This window comes from Peptostreptococcus sp. (genome assembly GCF_977045075.1).
Genome location: NZ_CDRRTB010000029.1, coordinates 1 through 16,223 on the forward strand (window position 1 = coordinate 1; position 16,223 = coordinate 16,223).

The window sequence follows — 16,223 nt, forward strand, 5'->3', positions numbered from 1 at the left end:
TCATTATTTTATATGTATAACTAAATATAATAAAAGTATTTAGCCTTTCCTTTTATAATCTTTACTTTTTGCAGATAACGTTGTCATTATGTTGAAACATTTGCCTATATTTAGGGACTAAGCCTTATAATCCCTATAATTAAGGATTAGTTAAGCATTTTTCTCTAAAGCTATTATATTTACCATTATTTATTTTTTAACATCTTTTTTTAAACTATTTCTGGATTTTTTTGAGAAAATCTTTTTCTTTCTTAATTCCAGAAAATTTAAGATAATTTTGTATTATTCTCACTCAAAAGATACTTTTGTAAAAAAATAGAAGATACCCATAACTAAATTAGGTATCTTCCCATTTTTATATAACCAATAATTGTTTTAGCATTATTTATTTTATTAACTAGTCTATATCTTGGATAATACTTGCATCTCCGTCAGAGCTTGATGATTTATCATCACTTGAGCTTGACGAACTATTAGAGCCTGATGATGTATTATCTGAGCCCGACTTGGTATTTGACTTTGCTGATGAACTAGTAGATCCCTTAGAGCTTACACCCCAAATCTTTCTTATCTCACTCTTCAACTCATCAAATGACCATGCCTTGTTAGTATTAACTATACTATTAGGATCATTAATCAGGAAGTCACCATTTTTATTATAGCCCTTGATAACTATAATGTGGCCTCTTTCAGTAAATATTCCCGGCTTAACGCTAACTATTAGGATCTTGTTGTCATCTAGGGCCTTCTTCATCTTTGCTTCTACAGGTATTACGTCCTGAGATTCTAGACCATACTTAGACAAGCCTGTTTCAAATAGTTTCCAGCTAGTAAAGTTGTCAGCTGATACATAACCATTATCCTGGCTGTACTTGGCTACATCATAAGGATTGACAGTAGAATCAGAATCGAAGTGTCTTATTACCATGGCTAGAGATGTTGGTCCACAACCTGAAAGACCTATCATTTCCTTGCCATATGTCCTATAGCCCCACCTTCTATCCCACTGTAGGAATAGCGGCACATCACCATCAACATAATAGCTTGAATTGATATCTGCAGATAGTTTTCTATTATTGTACTTTTCCCTATCCTTGTAGCTATATACAAAGTCAACCGTTTCATGGTTCCTAGCAACTAGGTCTATCAAAGTATCTGGATAAGAATCTATATTCTTGATTATGTAGTCTAGTCTCTCAGCTTCCTGGCTGTTTAACTTGCCCTTGATAGCCTCTAGCTTCTTAATCTTTTCTTCCTTAGTCACAGTCTTGCTTGCTGTTGCCGTAGACTTGGTCTTGCTAGTGGATGTACTAGTCTTGCTACTAGTCTTTGTAGTAGTCTTTGTAGGTGTACTAGTTCCTAGCTTATGCTTTAACATATCTATACCTGTTGCTACCAATACTGCAACTAGTACTATACCTATAATTAGGAGACCCAACCTCTTAAAGTTTATCCTCTCAGCATTTTTCTTGGCATTATTCTTATATACATCTAGCCTTGACCTATATGCACTGTTTGGATTGCTAGTAGTTGTATCCCTCTTATTTTCCTTGGCCTTTTTCCTCGCCTGCTTTCTTTCGGCCCTTGTCATCTTAGAGCTTTCTTCTCTTTCCTGAATCTTACGCCTCCTAAGGAGCTCTTCTATTTCATTTTCCTTTATCCTTACATCATCCTCAAGTGTGACCGGCCTAGGACTTCTCCTAGTCTGTCTTACCTTAGGTAGACGTTCAGTAGGCCTTTCATCCTCATGCTTGCTAAGAGCTTCAATTAGATCTTCTATCTTCTTGGTCTTAAAGTCATCAGCTTCACTGCCTTGACTCAAGCCCTTTTCTATATCAGCAACACTAAGCTCGCTATCTTCTTCGTCCCTAGGTTCACTTGACCTATCAAAGTCAGAGTATTCCTTGTAGATTTCTACATCAGACTTGTCCATGTTGGCCCTTTCCTTGGCCTTTTGCTTGATATATTCTGGATTGTCAACATCTTGACCCAATCTGGAAGCTTCCTTTTCTCTCTTCAACCTTTCTAGACTCTCTATCCTATCATAGGACTGGGCCATAGTATGGTTAACTACAGGACTAGACTTCTGAATTGCTATCTGCTTTTCATTTAGCATAGCCTGCTTTCTCATCTTTGCATTTTTTTCAGCCTCTTCTAGGCTAAGTTCTCTTACCACAGGCTGACCTATTTTATTAATATCATTATTTTCATCTTTATGGAGTTTCTTTAGACTGTTTTCTTCATACAACTTGTCTTTATTGCTCAAATCTTCGTATATATTTGCATACTTGTTGTCAACCTTTTTATTGTTGCCCTTAAAAGTATACTTGGTGTCTTTTTTTGAAGCCATATTCTATCTCCCTTCGTAGAGTATATAATCTATTATATCATATTTACGCAAATACCACTATTCTATAACCTTAATTCTTTTATTTGTCCCAATCTTTCTTCTACATCACAAAGTTTGATATTTTCAAGCATCTTTACACATTCTTCATTCATCATAAAGAATAGCTCATCAACATACTGGGCCATACCACTACATATGGCACAATCAGAATCCATATCACCAGAATGCCACCTTGATTCTATAATAGGTGCAGACACAGCGTCATATATCTGCCTTAGGTTTATATTTTCACCCTTGTCAGCTACCATATAACCACCATTGACACCTGCCTTGGTAGTCACTATGCCATACTTCTTGCACTTGGCCATTACCTTTCTAATTCTTACTGGGTTGGTACACAAATTGGTAGACAACTCCTCGCTTGACTTTGATTCTCCTGCATGCATCAAGAATACAAGAGCGTGCAAAGCTATAATAAATTCACTCATCTCTTAACCCCTTCTATCCACCTATAAACAGGGCTACTGACCAGCCTTTGTGTATAGGTTATAATAATAAGCTTTATTTTCCATTAATTCTTCATGGCTACCCTTTTCTACTATACCATCAGCAGTCATAACAACTATCATATCTGCCTTCTGTATAGTAGTCAGCCTATGGGCAATAGTAATTGTAGTCCTTCCCTTAGATAAAACCTCTAAAGACTCCTGGATCACTGCCTCACTGTTGTTGTCAAGGGCAGAAGTAGCCTCATCCAAAATCAGAATTGGAGGGTTCTTCAAAAATACCCTGGCTATAGATATCCTCTGCTTTTGACCACCTGATAGCTTGATCCCTCTTTCACCAACATAGGTATCAAAGCCATCTTCAAGCTCCATGATAAAGTCATAGGCCGATGCAAGCTTGGCAGCCTCTATTATCTCTTCCTCTGTTGCGTTCGGCTTGCCATACCTAATATTTTCCATAATAGTACCTGAGAATAGGTAGACATCCTGCTGGACTATACCTATATTATTCCTCAAGGAATAAAGGCTAAAGTCCTTTATATTTTTCCCGTCAACAAAGATACCACCCTCACTCACATCATAAAATCTAGGTATAAGGGCACATACGGTAGTTTTACCACCACCTGACGGGCCCACCAAGGCTATATTCTTACCGGCCTCGATATCCAAATTGAAATTTTCCAATACATAGTCAAGCTTCTTATTGTACCTAAAGAATACATTCTTGAATTCTATATCTCCCCTTACATCAGTTAAATCTATGGCATGAGGTGAATCAACAATTTCTGCCTCTATTGACATGATTTCATTAAACCTCTCTATACCAGTCATACCCTTTTGGAACTGCTCTGTAAATTCTACTATCCTCTTAACTGTTGCCAATAGAGTAGTTACATACATTATGTAGGCCAGCATATCGCCTGGCTCTAGCCTTCCATTCATCATCTGGTAGCCACCAAACACTATAATTATAAAGTACATCAGACCATCAATACTCCTATTTACTGTGTTAAAGCCGGCCATAGACTTATAGAAAAGCTCCTTGATTGACAAGAACTTATTGTTGTCACGCTCAAACTTTTCTAGCTCTATATCCTCGTTGGCAAAGCTCTTTACAACCTTGATTCCTAGGATACTGTCCTCGATGCTAGAATTTAGGTCACCTACATGGACCCTCTGCTTCTTCTGTGCCCTCCTCATGCTATTTTTGAACTTGCTTGTACTTATAAACATCACAGGTATCATAATATATACTGCCAAAGTCAAAGGCACGTTTATATTTAATAGGATCACAAAGGATATACAAATCTTTATAAAGCCTATAAAGTACTCCTCTGGGCAATGGTGGGAAAACTCTGTAATATCAAAAAGGTCATTAGTCATCCTTGACATAATCTGACCTACCTTGGTTTCATTGTAAAAATTATCAGATAGGGTCTGTAGGTGCTTGTACATATCAAACCTCATATCTGTTTCAATCTTTGCCCCCATTATATGACCTATAGATGCCATATAGTACACTGCTACTAGCTCAACACACTTGATAAGGACAAATATTACAGCTATCCTCACTATTAGGTTGAGGCTTAAAGAGCCTGGTTCTGCAATCCCCACATTAGTCAAATACCTAAGTATTAGGGGCAGGATCATTTCTGAAGCAGTTGTCAGACCTGCACACAAAAGGTCTATAAATAAAATATTTCTATACCTATTAAAGTAGGGAATCACACTCTTTATCAAACTAATATTACTCATACTATTCCTTTCTCAATAATCTCTCAGAGTTTGCAAGTAAGTATTCTGACATTAGGTCAAAGCTTACCTGCTTGATATCTGCCAGCTCCTGTATTACTGCCTCCAAAGTATTCCTCAAATTTCTTGGGTCAAACTTCTTCTTAAATAACCACTCTAGGGCCTCCACCCCATCAGTCTCAACCAATATCCTGTCTAGGGGCAAGAGTTTGACCATATTTCTTACATTATCATCTACAAAAATTGCTGGACCTACCGTAAAGTGGCAACCCAGATCAATAAATTCTTTTACATACTTGTCACAGCTATACCAGTGGATAACCATATCCAAATCATAAGCCCTCAATATCTCATATATCTTGGCTTCCATCATCTTAGTATGGAGTATAACAGGCTTATTGTACTTCTTTGCCAGGTCTAGACTCATAATAAAGGCCCTTTCCTGGTCCTCGAAGGGAGTATCACACCAACAAGCATCCATACCTATCTCACCTATTAGGTTGGCCTCCTTAATAAGGTCTTCATAGGAAGATCCAAACTGCTGGCCAATTATATCAGCATCAAATGGATGTATTCCCATGCTATAGTAAACCTTGTCCAAGGCACGAGTCCTATCCCCAGAAAAGGCCTCCCTATTATTCATCAGACTCTTGAATTCATCACGACTCTGACAGTTGATTAGGGGTATAATATCCTGGTCATAATAGGCCTCAAAAACCTCTAGGCTAGAGATGTGTGTATGAAAATCATATATTTTTTTCTTATTCATGGCAGACCTCACTATCTATCTACAACTAAAAAGCCCTCCTTGGCCAAGACCTCCTCTATATAGTCTAGGTCCTCCTCACTATCCGCCTCAACAGTGTGGTAGTGAATATAGTCATCAGTCAAAAGGCTAAGGGGCTTGTTACCATCCAGGTCCATCTTGTCCATAAAGATGGACACCTGCCTCCTATTGGAAATATTCAGGTCAGCCTTTAGGTCCCCATAAACCGGGTGGTTTACAATTACATCTAAAAGCCTTCCACCAGCATCAACGATAGAGTTTAGCTCATCAAGCGTTCTCGTCATATCATGACTTACCTTAAAGACCCTCCTAGGCTTGCTCGGAAGATTTGCCTTTAAAATATAACCCCTGTTCGTCGATACAATATCTATATTAGAAGCCCTCAAAAGGGCAATATCAGCAACTATAACCTGTCTAGTGACACCAAATTTATGGGCCAAATCAGCAGCAGAAACCGGTCTTTCACTCGACTTTAAAAGTTCAAAGACATCCTGTCTTCTATCATTTACCTTCAATGCTAACACCTCCCAATAAAGCATGAATATCCACTATTATAGCATGTATATAGCTTGGCCGGCAATAGTATCAAAAAAGATTACAGTTGAATTTTGATTTTCATCTTATAATTTATAAGCTTAGTCAAAATAAAAAAATAGACTAGTTAATTCCAAATCCGGTCAAAACCCTACTGGAATAACTAGCCTATCAAGAACAAATCGAGGAGATATTTTCACTCTTTAAAAGTTTCCCTCAACTATACATTTGTCTAGCCTATATTACTTCTTCGCTAATAAGTCTCTTATTTCTGTTAATAATTCTAACTGTGGATCTACAGCTGGAGCAGCTTCCTCTTCCGCCTTCTTGAACTTGCTAGTAGCTGTATTTATAGCCTTTACAAACAAGAAGATTGAAAATGCAATAATCAAGAAGTTAATAATCGCCTGTAAGAAGGCACCATATCCTAGTGTAGCATTACCCACCTTAACTGATAGGTCTGCTATGTTTACACCACCAACTATAATACCAACAAGTGGCATGATTATCTTTTCAACCAAAGAAGTTACGATAGTTCCAAATGCAGAACCCATAACAACACCGACTGCCAAGTCTAATACATTACCCTTCATAGCGAAATCTTTAAATTCGTTTAAAAAACCCTTCATTATCATTCCTCCTAATTAAAACTAAAAAACTGTTTTTTTACCTAAAACTCACATAATTACTCTTTGATTTGAATTTCTACAATTATATTCCCATTATGCCTGTATAGCTAGACCTAGCTCAAACCCAACTAGCAAGAAGTTGATTTAAAGCCTATATACCTATACTCATTCCTATAAGTACCCCAAAAAAAGAAATAATTAACAATTTATTTAAACTTTACAACAAAAAATATGCAAATATCTTATTCCAATATATCATCTATATAGAAGCCTATAATTTTTGAAAACCTATCATAGTTTTTCACATAGGCAAAGTCTCTACCGAAAATCTTCTTTTCAAGCTCCAGGTCCTCCTCCTGGCCCGTAAATATACCTAGAACATGCTTACCCCTCAGCTTCATATTAAAAACCTCCTGGGCAGTATCCTTGATAGCAAGATCATCTATATAGTCTTGACCATCCACTTCAAAAAAACCTTTAGTTCCAAGGTTTATCTTATCATTAGGCTTGCCGTCGCTTAGGACTATCATTATCTTTTTATCATAGTCACCTGCATCCATTAGCTTGGCAACCAGACTCAAGGCCAGTCCATCCCTATTGCTACCAGATGCCTTGTAGTCAAATATCTTGGAATTCTTAGACCTCGGATCCTTGTAGTCCCTAAACTCATTAACTACCAAGAAGTTAAAAAGATTACTAAAGGCAAGTACCCTAGTTGGTATGTTTAGGGAAGTCAAGGCCTCGGTTATAATATAGGCCTGGGCAGCGACCTGACCCTCTCGCTCCATCTGGGATGATGATGCATCAAGTAAAATATCCACCGATATAGAGGTCATCTCCCTCTTGTCTACCCTGGCAAAAATTTTATCTTCATTGAATGCCTTATTCTTCCATATCCTAGAAACTACTAGGCTACCTGAGTTTGCAAATTCTATATCCTCTTCATCGTCAAATACCAACTTCTTCTTTAGGATTTCCCTCAGCTCATTTATAGACCTCCTAAAAACCAGCTCATTGTCACGGTAGTATTCCATATTTGATTCAGCCTGGGCCTTGATAGACTTGGCATAGTAAATATTATCCCTATCTATATCAAAGTCACCCCTGGTAAAATGAAGCTTTATACCCTTGTGGATGCCCCTGCAAAGGTCGGCCTCTAGACTATTTAGAGTATGGCCCGGTAAAATCGACTTACCAAACCTATTTGTAACCATCTTTCTTACTGTATCATTGGACCTGGTCATACTAGGGCTAAGGGGACTTTCGTTTCTATCAAGGTCTAACTCATCTATGTCTATCCCCTTGGTAAACTCTGCAGACTCTATGGTCATATCCTCCCCTATATCTTGACCTGGCTTTAAGAACTTCTTTTTCATGGCCAGCTTTAGCCTAGACTGCTTTGGTGTCTCCACTTCCTTTTTGATAGCACTTGACTTATCTTCCTTGTCACCCATCTCATCATCAAGCCTATTGGCCTGGGATAGATCCAGCCTTGTATTTACAAAGAAATACTTCAAAAAGGCAGCATTTAGGTTCTTGATTATCTCCTGACTAGTCTTGGCACTATTTCTGGCCTGCATATAGTCAACCAGGTCTACAATGGCTGGTGAAATACCTAGCCTTTCCGGGTCTACAAAAATACCTGCCAATCTAGCATAGTATACGTAGCCCAAGGCCTGGGAAGTATTATATGCCCTACTTGACTGGCCATCCTGGTCTTCCTTTACCAAGCCCTTGGCAAGAATCTTGTCCAAAAAGTCCTTCCTATATCCAGCAGCTCCTGGCCTGACCTTGATTAGGTCACCTGCAAGGCAGTCGTCAAAATATACCTCACACAGCTTTAAAAACTCATCCTTTAGCTGGGTTTTTCCATAGTGGACATATAGAAACTCCATAAAGGCTTCCATGTCCATTACCTTGTAGACATAGCCCAGAACCAACATCTTATAGTAGTCCATATCACTATCCCCATAGGTATCAAAGAGGTCTAGCAGGGGCTTGAAAGAATAGTCCTCTGAAACAGTCCAGACGGTATTTTCTTTTCTTATCCTATTATCCTTCATATCTATCTTCTTTCGTAATATATTTTATCTTCTATTTTTAAACATGACCTATCCAAGGAAAATATCCTTACTGTCCAAATTTTTTGGGAAGAGTGAAGCGACAACATCTGCCACTATTTCTCTCTCATATACATCGAAGGTCTTATTTACTATACCCATATCTAGGGCAGACTTAAGGTCCAAGCCCTGGGCCATAGTTTCAATTGAAGCAAATAGACCTCTTAGGTCTATCGGCTTAGAGGAAATTTCTGCATTCAGGGACTTTAGTTGTAAGTCCATAAATAGCTTGACGAAAAGATCCCTGTAGTCATCTCTTAGCTTGAACTCCTCAGACAGGATCATCTTCAGATTATCCTCACTAATAGTAGGCATGTCTACCACCAAAAATCTAGATACCAAAGCTTCATTCAACTCCTTAGTACCAATGTAGCCGTAGTTCATAGTGCCTATAAACCTGCTGGCCTCATGTAGTCTTATCTTATCATAACCAGGTACATCTATAATACGCCTATGGTCAAGGGCGGAATAAATTACTGCCAAGGATTCATTCTTAGCCATATTTATTTCATCAAAAACTGCAAATCCACCCACTTCAGCAGCCATATATACAGGTCCCTTCCTCAAAACCACCTCATTGTTGACAAAGGTATCTGATCCTAGTAGGCTGGCCGCATCCGAATTAATATTCATAGACATATTCCACATTGGCCTGTAAAATAAGCTGGCTAGGTTATCTGCCAATACATTCTTACCAGTAGCCTTAGGCCCTGATAGGAGTACATTGTAGCCTGCCAATATGCCCGCTATTAGCTTTGACCACACCTGGCCACCATAATATTTATACCTAGGCTGGGGTATCCTGTCTATATATTCATCCTCCAGCTTGTAATATTTCCTAAAGGCCTCAACCTCATCCAAAAGCTTTTGAGGGACACCCTGCTTTAATAAAAACTCTCTCATCTATATCCTCCTAGCATTTATCACTATTTTAATAATCAATTTCACAAATATTATACCCAATAAAAAAGGATCTACCAATATTTATTTGAATAATATCGGTAAATCCTAATATTTTCCTGAATTGATTAAACTCTTATAACAAATTTAGACACAAAGATAATATAAAAGTCGACTCTGAACCCCTAGGCTACTTCTTTTTTCGGTAATTATTAAGGCCCTTCTTCTTGATAATTGTAGGATAATCGATATAGGCAACATTAGCATCACTTCCACCCTCACTGGTAGTCCCTATGCCCTTAAAGTGTCCCCTATTGGTATACTGCCACATACCTACCAAGCCTGGTCCCTTGTAGCCATGCCCCCTACTTGACCACCTAGCAACCCATAGGTCAAATTCCTTGAGCCTTTCCATATCAAAGGAATTGTCCAACCAGGACTTCATTGTGTAAAGACCAACATAATAGCCACTTGACTCGACCCGCTTCATAAAGGCATAGGCTATTCTTGTCCTAAGGTCATTTCCCAGTCTAGACTGGCACTTGTCCTCCATATCCAGGTAGACCGGATAATCGAACTCCATACCCTCCAAAGAATGGATAAACATATCAGCCTCTCTTAGGGCCTCATCTACATTTGTAGCATAGCAGTACCAATAGGCACCAACACCTAGTCCCGCCTTCTTACAGGCATTATAGTTTCTTACCCAGTATGGGTCTTCACCACTATATCCACTGCCAGCCTTCAAAATGACAAAACTTAGGCCTGACTCCTTGGCTAAGTCCATGTTACACCTACCATTATATTTACTAATATCTACTCCAAGTCTTGTATTCATAGCTTCAATCTCCTTCTTTCTCTTAAAATCATCAATAATATCGTCAACCTCTTCTTCACCCAAAGTCTCTGGCTCTAGAAAGGTATTTTTTGTATCTATAGAAATATAGTCCTTAGAATTTTTTGCTGCCCTTAGGAATATCTTTCCTTCCTGGTCGTCTAGCAGCCTATTTCTCATAGCCATAACCCTGGCATAAAGGTACTTGTAAAGCCTCACATATAGGCCATCCTTGCTGTCATCCCAGGCTGCGGTAAGCTTGTAGACCTTGGCTTCTGTAATACCCATATGCTTGGCAATCTCCTTACTAGTCATAGAATAACAGGTCCTAAGTAGCCTACAAATGGCCATATCCTTGTCTCTTGCATGGGCATTGGCAGTCTTTATATAGGTCCTGTCACCCTTACACTCATCAAATATAGACTCCATAAGGTCAATGTTGTCATCAATCCTGTCCCCAGTCATCCTAAGCGAAAACAAGAGAGACAATATAGTTGGGTCAAAGTATTCCTTGGCCAAGGCCTTGGCATGGTCTGAACAATCAAAATCACCCGACAGCAGGGCCTCTGCATTTAAAATATCCCTAACAGAAACCTTGGCATCCTTGTTTGAAAAATGCTTGTAGCCAGTGTCGGTTCCAGCAAATACAGAATAAAGGAAGTCTCTCATTACAAATAAGGTAATTTCCCTACACACATCTGCAAAAATATCCACCAGGCTATCTCTCTCCTCAATAGAGTCAATTAGGTCGGTATAAAAACTATCTGCTATAGAATTTAATAAAGCATAGTTTGATACCTCTTTACTAGTTTTTTCTTTCATTAGCATAAAATTTCCTCCTAAGTTTTAATATAGTTTTTATGATTTTAATTATCATTTCGATTTTATAATATCACTTACTTAGACAATTGTAAAGTTTTTTTTGTATAAATATTTTGAATATTGTGTTTTTTAACTATAAATCATTTGTCCTTTTATAAAGTATATAAAAATAGCCCTACTAGTTACTTATTTCAACTAGTAGGGCCATTTGACCTAGGGATTATTTTTCAGCAAGTATCCTAGCTAACTCAGAAATGCTGTTTGACAATAGGTCTACCTTCTTTTCCATCCTCACCAACAAGTAGAGGCTAAGGGCTATGGGGAAACCAACATTCTGAATTATGCCTACTATTGTCTGATTATCCATTACGGCCTCTTATAGGACTAGGTCGTATGTCTCTGTGCTAGTTTCCACAAGCTTGGCATCTACTGATTTCACCAAGCCCTGACCCTTTATCCTGAAGACATTCTTTTCTATTATCTTGTCCATTACCTTTTTTATAGCCTCTTCATTTACACCTGGTCCAGGATTTTTCACTGATAGGTTAAAGGTCTTACCATCATCCTTCTTAAACTTCATTGATATAGTCTTTCTTACTTCCATTACTTATCTCCTTTCAAAATTATCCTTGTGATCTCAATTTTACTGGGCATCCTCTAGCTCTTTGTTTTCTAGCTTGAAGATTGCATCTACTTCCTTTTCCTGTAGGCCTAATATAGCCCTTACTACCTCATGCACATCCTGGTCTGCTGCGTCTGACCTAATATTTGCGAAATTTATATATGCAAACTTATCCTTGCCATCCTTACCCTGACCATCCTTTAATCTTGCCCTGTAGCTTACCTTTGTTTCTTTTACCTTTACCATAACTTTCCTCCTTAAAAAATATTCTTTATCAACGTTGAAATCCTTACCTGTAATGAGTAGCTATCTCTTACACTTACAATTATAGGACCTGGGCTTGATATCTTTTACCAATATACGGCTAAAATTAGGCTAATTTCATATATATGTATCCATAAATTGGAAATCCTACTTCAAATTCTTCTATATGGCTTTTTGATATAGGCTATTTTCTTAGCTCCTTGTGATTTCAGATGTTGATAATAGTGATTTTGGACAAAAAAACACCCCCTGGAAAAATCCAGGGGGATAAGTTTCTTATATATTACCTATATTATTATTTTTTTCTTCTAGTTATAGCTAGTCCACCAGCTACTATAGCTAGTCCACCACCTACTAACGGTGCTAGACCTCCAACCATACCAGTCTTAGCAAGGCTTGCTGACTTAGGAGTAGTGCTTGTAACCCCACCAGTCTTGCTATTTGAATTAAGCTTAATAGTCTTTTCTAAAGGAGTTACCTTGTCCTGCTCAACAGTAAAGTCATTGTGGTTTGTACCACCAGTTAGCTGGTAGTAGTAGTTACCTGGCTGTAGTGATACCACACCATCCTTTAATAGGGCAATACCCTCGGTAGCCTTAGTTGCATCTAGGTAACCATCTGCACCTGTCTTACCCTTGAAAACTAGTCTAGGGTTCTTCTTGTCCTTGTCTACTGCATATATAGACACTTCCTGGTCAGATATAGCTGACTTGCTAGTGTTGATTATTCTTAGCTTTACACCAGTCTGCTTTTCACTTGTGCTAGTAGCAGAAGAAGACTTTTCCTGAAGGATTTCAATTGTAGTTGTAACCCCAGACTTAGCTGTTAGCTTGTAGGCCTGCGTATTTAGGGCATAACCTTCACTTGCCTTGTTTTCAACTAGTATATAGTCACCAGGCTTGATTAGTATGCTTCCATCTATAACTTCTAGACCAAGGTTCCTTCCATCAGCAGTAATATAAGAAGCATCCATTACATTACCCTTATCATCAAAATTGATGCTTGCTAGTAGCTTGTCTCCCTGCTTTAGGTCAACAGTAGCCCCACCTAGGGCAGCACTTGTCGCCTTGTCTAAAGACTTGACTATTACCTGTCCCAAGCCATCCTTGAACTTAGTATTCTTGATTTCTACATTTGAAGTCAAACCATCAGTTACAGTCAGAGCTTCGTGCCTAGAGTTTAGCATATAGCCTGTTGGAGCCTTAGTTTCAGCATATGTATATTCCCCTGCCTTCAGGCTAAGGTTACCACTTGAATCCACGATGTTTGTAACATCATATGAATTAGCAGAAGCAACTGATGCTGCATCCACCTTGCCCTCAGCATTTGTCTTAAATGTAAAGGCCTTCTTGCCGGCTTGATAGAAAGTAATCTCTGCACCTGCAACCTTGTCGCCTGTAGAAGACGTCTTAAGAAAATCAACTGTACCGTTTGCAAAGGCAGAACCAAGTGACATTGGTAAAGCTATAGCAAAGGCAGATACTACCCCTAACAATTTCTTATTATACTTCATATTATTCCCTCCAATAACTCAAGTTTTACTATAATAACTTTTATATTCTTACTATTTAATCCAGTGGTATATTTGGACCCACCAATTCCATATTAAATATGCTAGTATATACTACTATCATACCATAAAATAGTCAAAATATAAATAAAAAAAACAAAAAATAGGCTAAGATGAAAGTAGTCATCCTAGCCTCTTAATTATCTCTATACTTTTGCCTATCTTTTATCTATATGCTTTAGGCATATTTCCTATGTGTAGAAATTTAGAACAGGCCAGATATTACACCCTTTTCGTCAACATCGATCCTTAGGGCCGCTGGTTGCTTTGGTAGGCCTGGCATCTTCATGATTGCCCCAGTCAATACAACTATAAAGCCTGCACCTGCTGATACATTAGCCTCTCTTACATTTATCCTAAATCCTGATGGTCTACCAAGCTTAGTCTGGTCATCAGATAGGGAATACTGAGTCTTGGCCACACATACAGGTTGCCTACCAAAGCCTAAGTCTTCAAGTTCCTTGATCTGCTTGTTGGCCTCTGCTGTGTAGTCTACACCGTCAGCACCATATATCCTAGTAGCTATGGCATTTAGCTTGTCCTTGATTGACATATCATCATCATAGCAGTACTCAAACTGGTTGTCTGCCTGGTCTATCAGCTTAAGGACTTCCTTGGCAACCTCAAGGCCACCTTCTCCACCCTTAGCCCAAACCTCTGATAGGGCTACATTTACCCCTAGCTCGTTGCACTTGTCCTCAACTAGCTTTAGCTCTGCCTCTGTATCAAGAGGGAACCTATTTATTGCAACTACTGCAGGTAACTTGTATACCTGGGTAATATTTTCTATATGCTTTAGTAGATTTGGTAGTCCTGCTTCTAGGGCCTCTAGGTTTTCCTCATTTAGCTGGTCCTTTGGTACTCCACCATTGTACTTCAAGGCTCTAACAGTAGCTACTATCACCACTGCATCCGGTCTAATTCCAGCCTTCCTACACTTGATATCTAAGAACTTTTCAGCACCAAGGTCTGCACCAAAGCCTGCCTCAGTTACCACATAGTCACTCATATGTAGGGCCATCTTTGTAGCAATTATAGAGTTACAACCATGGGCTATATTGGCAAATGGTCCACCGTGGATAATAGCTGGTGTACCTTCTAGGGTCTGAACTAGGTTAGGCTTAAGGGCATCCTTTAGGACTGCTGCCATGGCACCATTAGCACCTAGGTCCCTGGCTGTCACCGGCTTGCCATCATATGTATAGGCAACAACTATGTCGCCTAGTTTTTCCTTTAGTTCACCTATATTATTTGAAAGGCAGAAGGTAGCCATGATTTCAGATGCAACCGTGATATCAAAGCCATCCTCCCTAGTTACACCGTCTACCTTCTTACCAAGACCATCAACGACATTTCTTAGCTGTCTATCGTTCATGTCTACACACCTTCTCCACGTAATCCTCTTAGGGTTGATATTTAATTCATTGCCCTGGTATACATGGTTGTCTAGCATAGCTGCCAAAAGATTATTGGCCGCCCCGATAGCATGCATGTCACCTGTAAAGTGTAGGTTTATATCCTCCATAGGTATCACCTGGGCATAACCACCACCGGCTGCCCCACCCTTGATACCAAAAACTGGACCCATAGATGGCTCTCTAAGAGCTGTTATTACATTCTTGCCCAACTTGGCCAAGGCATCTGCCACACCGATTGATGTAGTTGTCTTTCCCTCACCAGCTGGAGTAGGATTGATGGCAGTTGTAAGAATTAGCTTACCCTTCCTGTCCTCTGTCCTATCCAATACATTATAGTCAATCTTGGCCTTATACTTACCATAAAGCTCAATATCATCCTCACTTAAATTAATCTTCTTAGCAATATCTCTGATATCCTGTGCCACTGCTTCCTGTGCAATTTCAATATCTGATTTGAAACTCATTACTATACACCTCCGTGAAAATTCAATACTAGTAATTTGGTAAAGCTATTTTCATACAATATAGCTTTTTTTAACTTGATAGTTCGTTTGTTTTCGAACGTTTTTATATTTTTTATAATTATAGTATAGGTTATATGGCCTTCTAAGTCAATATAATTCTATTAATTTAATCATTAACAAAATACCTATACATACTTGCACTTAGTTGTCATCAAGGGCCCTCATACATGCCTGGGTAACCTCATCTGTAGGGTCTATCTCATAGGCCCTTCCAATATAATATCTGGCCTCATCTTCCTCACCATTATGTAGGTAGGCCATACCTAGATTACAAAGAATCTCCGGGTCATCCTTTTTCAGCTTGGATGCCCTAGTTAAATAGTCAATAGCTCCTGGCATATTAGCCTCCTGGGCAAGACAAAGGGCCATCTCTACAAGAGTATCTACCTGGGTTGGTCTTGTAATCAGGATTTTTTCTAGGTAGGACTTGGCCTGGCCTAGGTCTCCCAGCGACTTGTAGGCTAAACTGATGATAAACAAAAGGTTCCACCAGTCTGGATACTGATTTTCTAGGTCTAGCAGGTCCTCTAGTGCCTCTTGGGCCTGACCCTGGAATACAAGGTTGTAGGCCTTTTCATACCTTACTTTGT

15 protein-coding genes are annotated in these 16,223 nt (G+C 38.9%); all 15 read right to left on the bottom strand.

Going from position 1 to position 16,223, the window contains the following annotated elements:
• Nucleotides 1-397: 397 nt before the first annotated feature.
• Complete coding sequence (locus ACW6OJ_RS03840; protein ID WP_456095816.1) at nucleotides 398-2,350, bottom strand: C39 family peptidase; 1,953 nt, start codon at nucleotides 2,348-2,350, stop codon at nucleotides 398-400.
• Between the two features lie 62 nt (nucleotides 2,351-2,412).
• Nucleotides 2,413-2,838 (bottom strand): RrF2 family transcriptional regulator, encoded by a 426-nt coding sequence (locus ACW6OJ_RS03845; RefSeq protein ID WP_314495648.1) that lies wholly within the window; start codon nucleotides 2,836-2,838, stop codon nucleotides 2,413-2,415.
• Between the two features lie 33 nt (nucleotides 2,839-2,871).
• Nucleotides 2,872-4,611 carry an ABC transporter ATP-binding protein gene (locus ACW6OJ_RS03850; RefSeq protein WP_456095817.1) on the bottom strand — a complete coding sequence of 580 codons (1,740 nt, stop codon included), beginning with the start codon at nucleotides 4,609-4,611 and terminating at the stop codon, nucleotides 2,872-2,874.
• Nucleotide 4,612: 1 nt separating this feature from the next.
• Nucleotides 4,613-5,377, bottom strand: coding sequence for a TatD family hydrolase (locus tag ACW6OJ_RS03855; RefSeq protein ID WP_456095818.1), 765 nt, complete (start codon nucleotides 5,375-5,377; stop codon nucleotides 4,613-4,615).
• Between the two features lie 11 nt (nucleotides 5,378-5,388).
• A complete protein-coding gene (locus tag ACW6OJ_RS03860) occupies nucleotides 5,389-5,910 on the bottom strand; it encodes a transcription repressor NadR (RefSeq protein WP_293432623.1) in 522 nt (173 codons plus the stop codon).
• Between the two features lie 261 nt (nucleotides 5,911-6,171).
• Nucleotides 6,172-6,558, bottom strand: coding sequence for a large conductance mechanosensitive channel protein MscL (gene mscL, locus ACW6OJ_RS03865; protein ID WP_293429501.1), 387 nt, complete (start codon nucleotides 6,556-6,558; stop codon nucleotides 6,172-6,174).
• A 242-nt stretch (nucleotides 6,559-6,800) separates the two neighbouring features.
• Entirely contained in the window at nucleotides 6,801-8,621 is a 1,821-nt protein-coding gene (locus ACW6OJ_RS03870) for a hypothetical protein (protein ID WP_456095819.1), read from the bottom strand.
• Nucleotides 8,622-8,669: 48 nt separating this feature from the next.
• Entirely contained in the window at nucleotides 8,670-9,581 is a 912-nt protein-coding gene (locus tag ACW6OJ_RS03875) for an AAA family ATPase (RefSeq protein WP_293429507.1), read from the bottom strand.
• Nucleotides 9,582-9,768: 187 nt separating this feature from the next.
• Nucleotides 9,769-11,241, bottom strand: coding sequence for a glycoside hydrolase family 25 protein (locus ACW6OJ_RS03880; RefSeq protein WP_456095820.1), 1,473 nt, complete (start codon nucleotides 11,239-11,241; stop codon nucleotides 9,769-9,771).
• Nucleotides 11,242-11,455: 214 nt separating this feature from the next.
• Nucleotides 11,456-11,602: a YvrJ family protein gene (locus ACW6OJ_RS03885; protein WP_293429513.1), complete on the bottom strand. Its 147-nt coding sequence runs from the start codon at nucleotides 11,600-11,602 to the stop codon at nucleotides 11,456-11,458.
• Nucleotides 11,603-11,611: 9 nt separating this feature from the next.
• Nucleotides 11,612-11,839 (bottom strand): DUF2922 domain-containing protein, encoded by a 228-nt coding sequence (locus tag ACW6OJ_RS03890; RefSeq protein WP_293429516.1) that lies wholly within the window; start codon nucleotides 11,837-11,839, stop codon nucleotides 11,612-11,614.
• Nucleotides 11,840-11,878: 39 nt separating this feature from the next.
• Complete coding sequence (locus ACW6OJ_RS03895) at nucleotides 11,879-12,103, bottom strand: DUF1659 domain-containing protein (RefSeq protein ID WP_456095821.1); 225 nt, start codon at nucleotides 12,101-12,103, stop codon at nucleotides 11,879-11,881.
• A gap of 313 nt (nucleotides 12,104-12,416) precedes the next feature.
• A complete protein-coding gene (locus ACW6OJ_RS03900) occupies nucleotides 12,417-13,634 on the bottom strand; it encodes an MSCRAMM family protein (RefSeq protein ID WP_456095822.1) in 1,218 nt (405 codons plus the stop codon).
• 262 nt (nucleotides 13,635-13,896) lie between these two features.
• Nucleotides 13,897-15,573, bottom strand: coding sequence for a formate--tetrahydrofolate ligase (locus ACW6OJ_RS03905; protein ID WP_456095823.1), 1,677 nt, complete (start codon nucleotides 15,571-15,573; stop codon nucleotides 13,897-13,899).
• 201 nt (nucleotides 15,574-15,774) lie between these two features.
• Nucleotides 15,775-16,223 (bottom strand): tetratricopeptide repeat protein (locus ACW6OJ_RS03910; protein ID WP_456095824.1); only part of this gene is annotated, 449 nt, incomplete at its 5' end.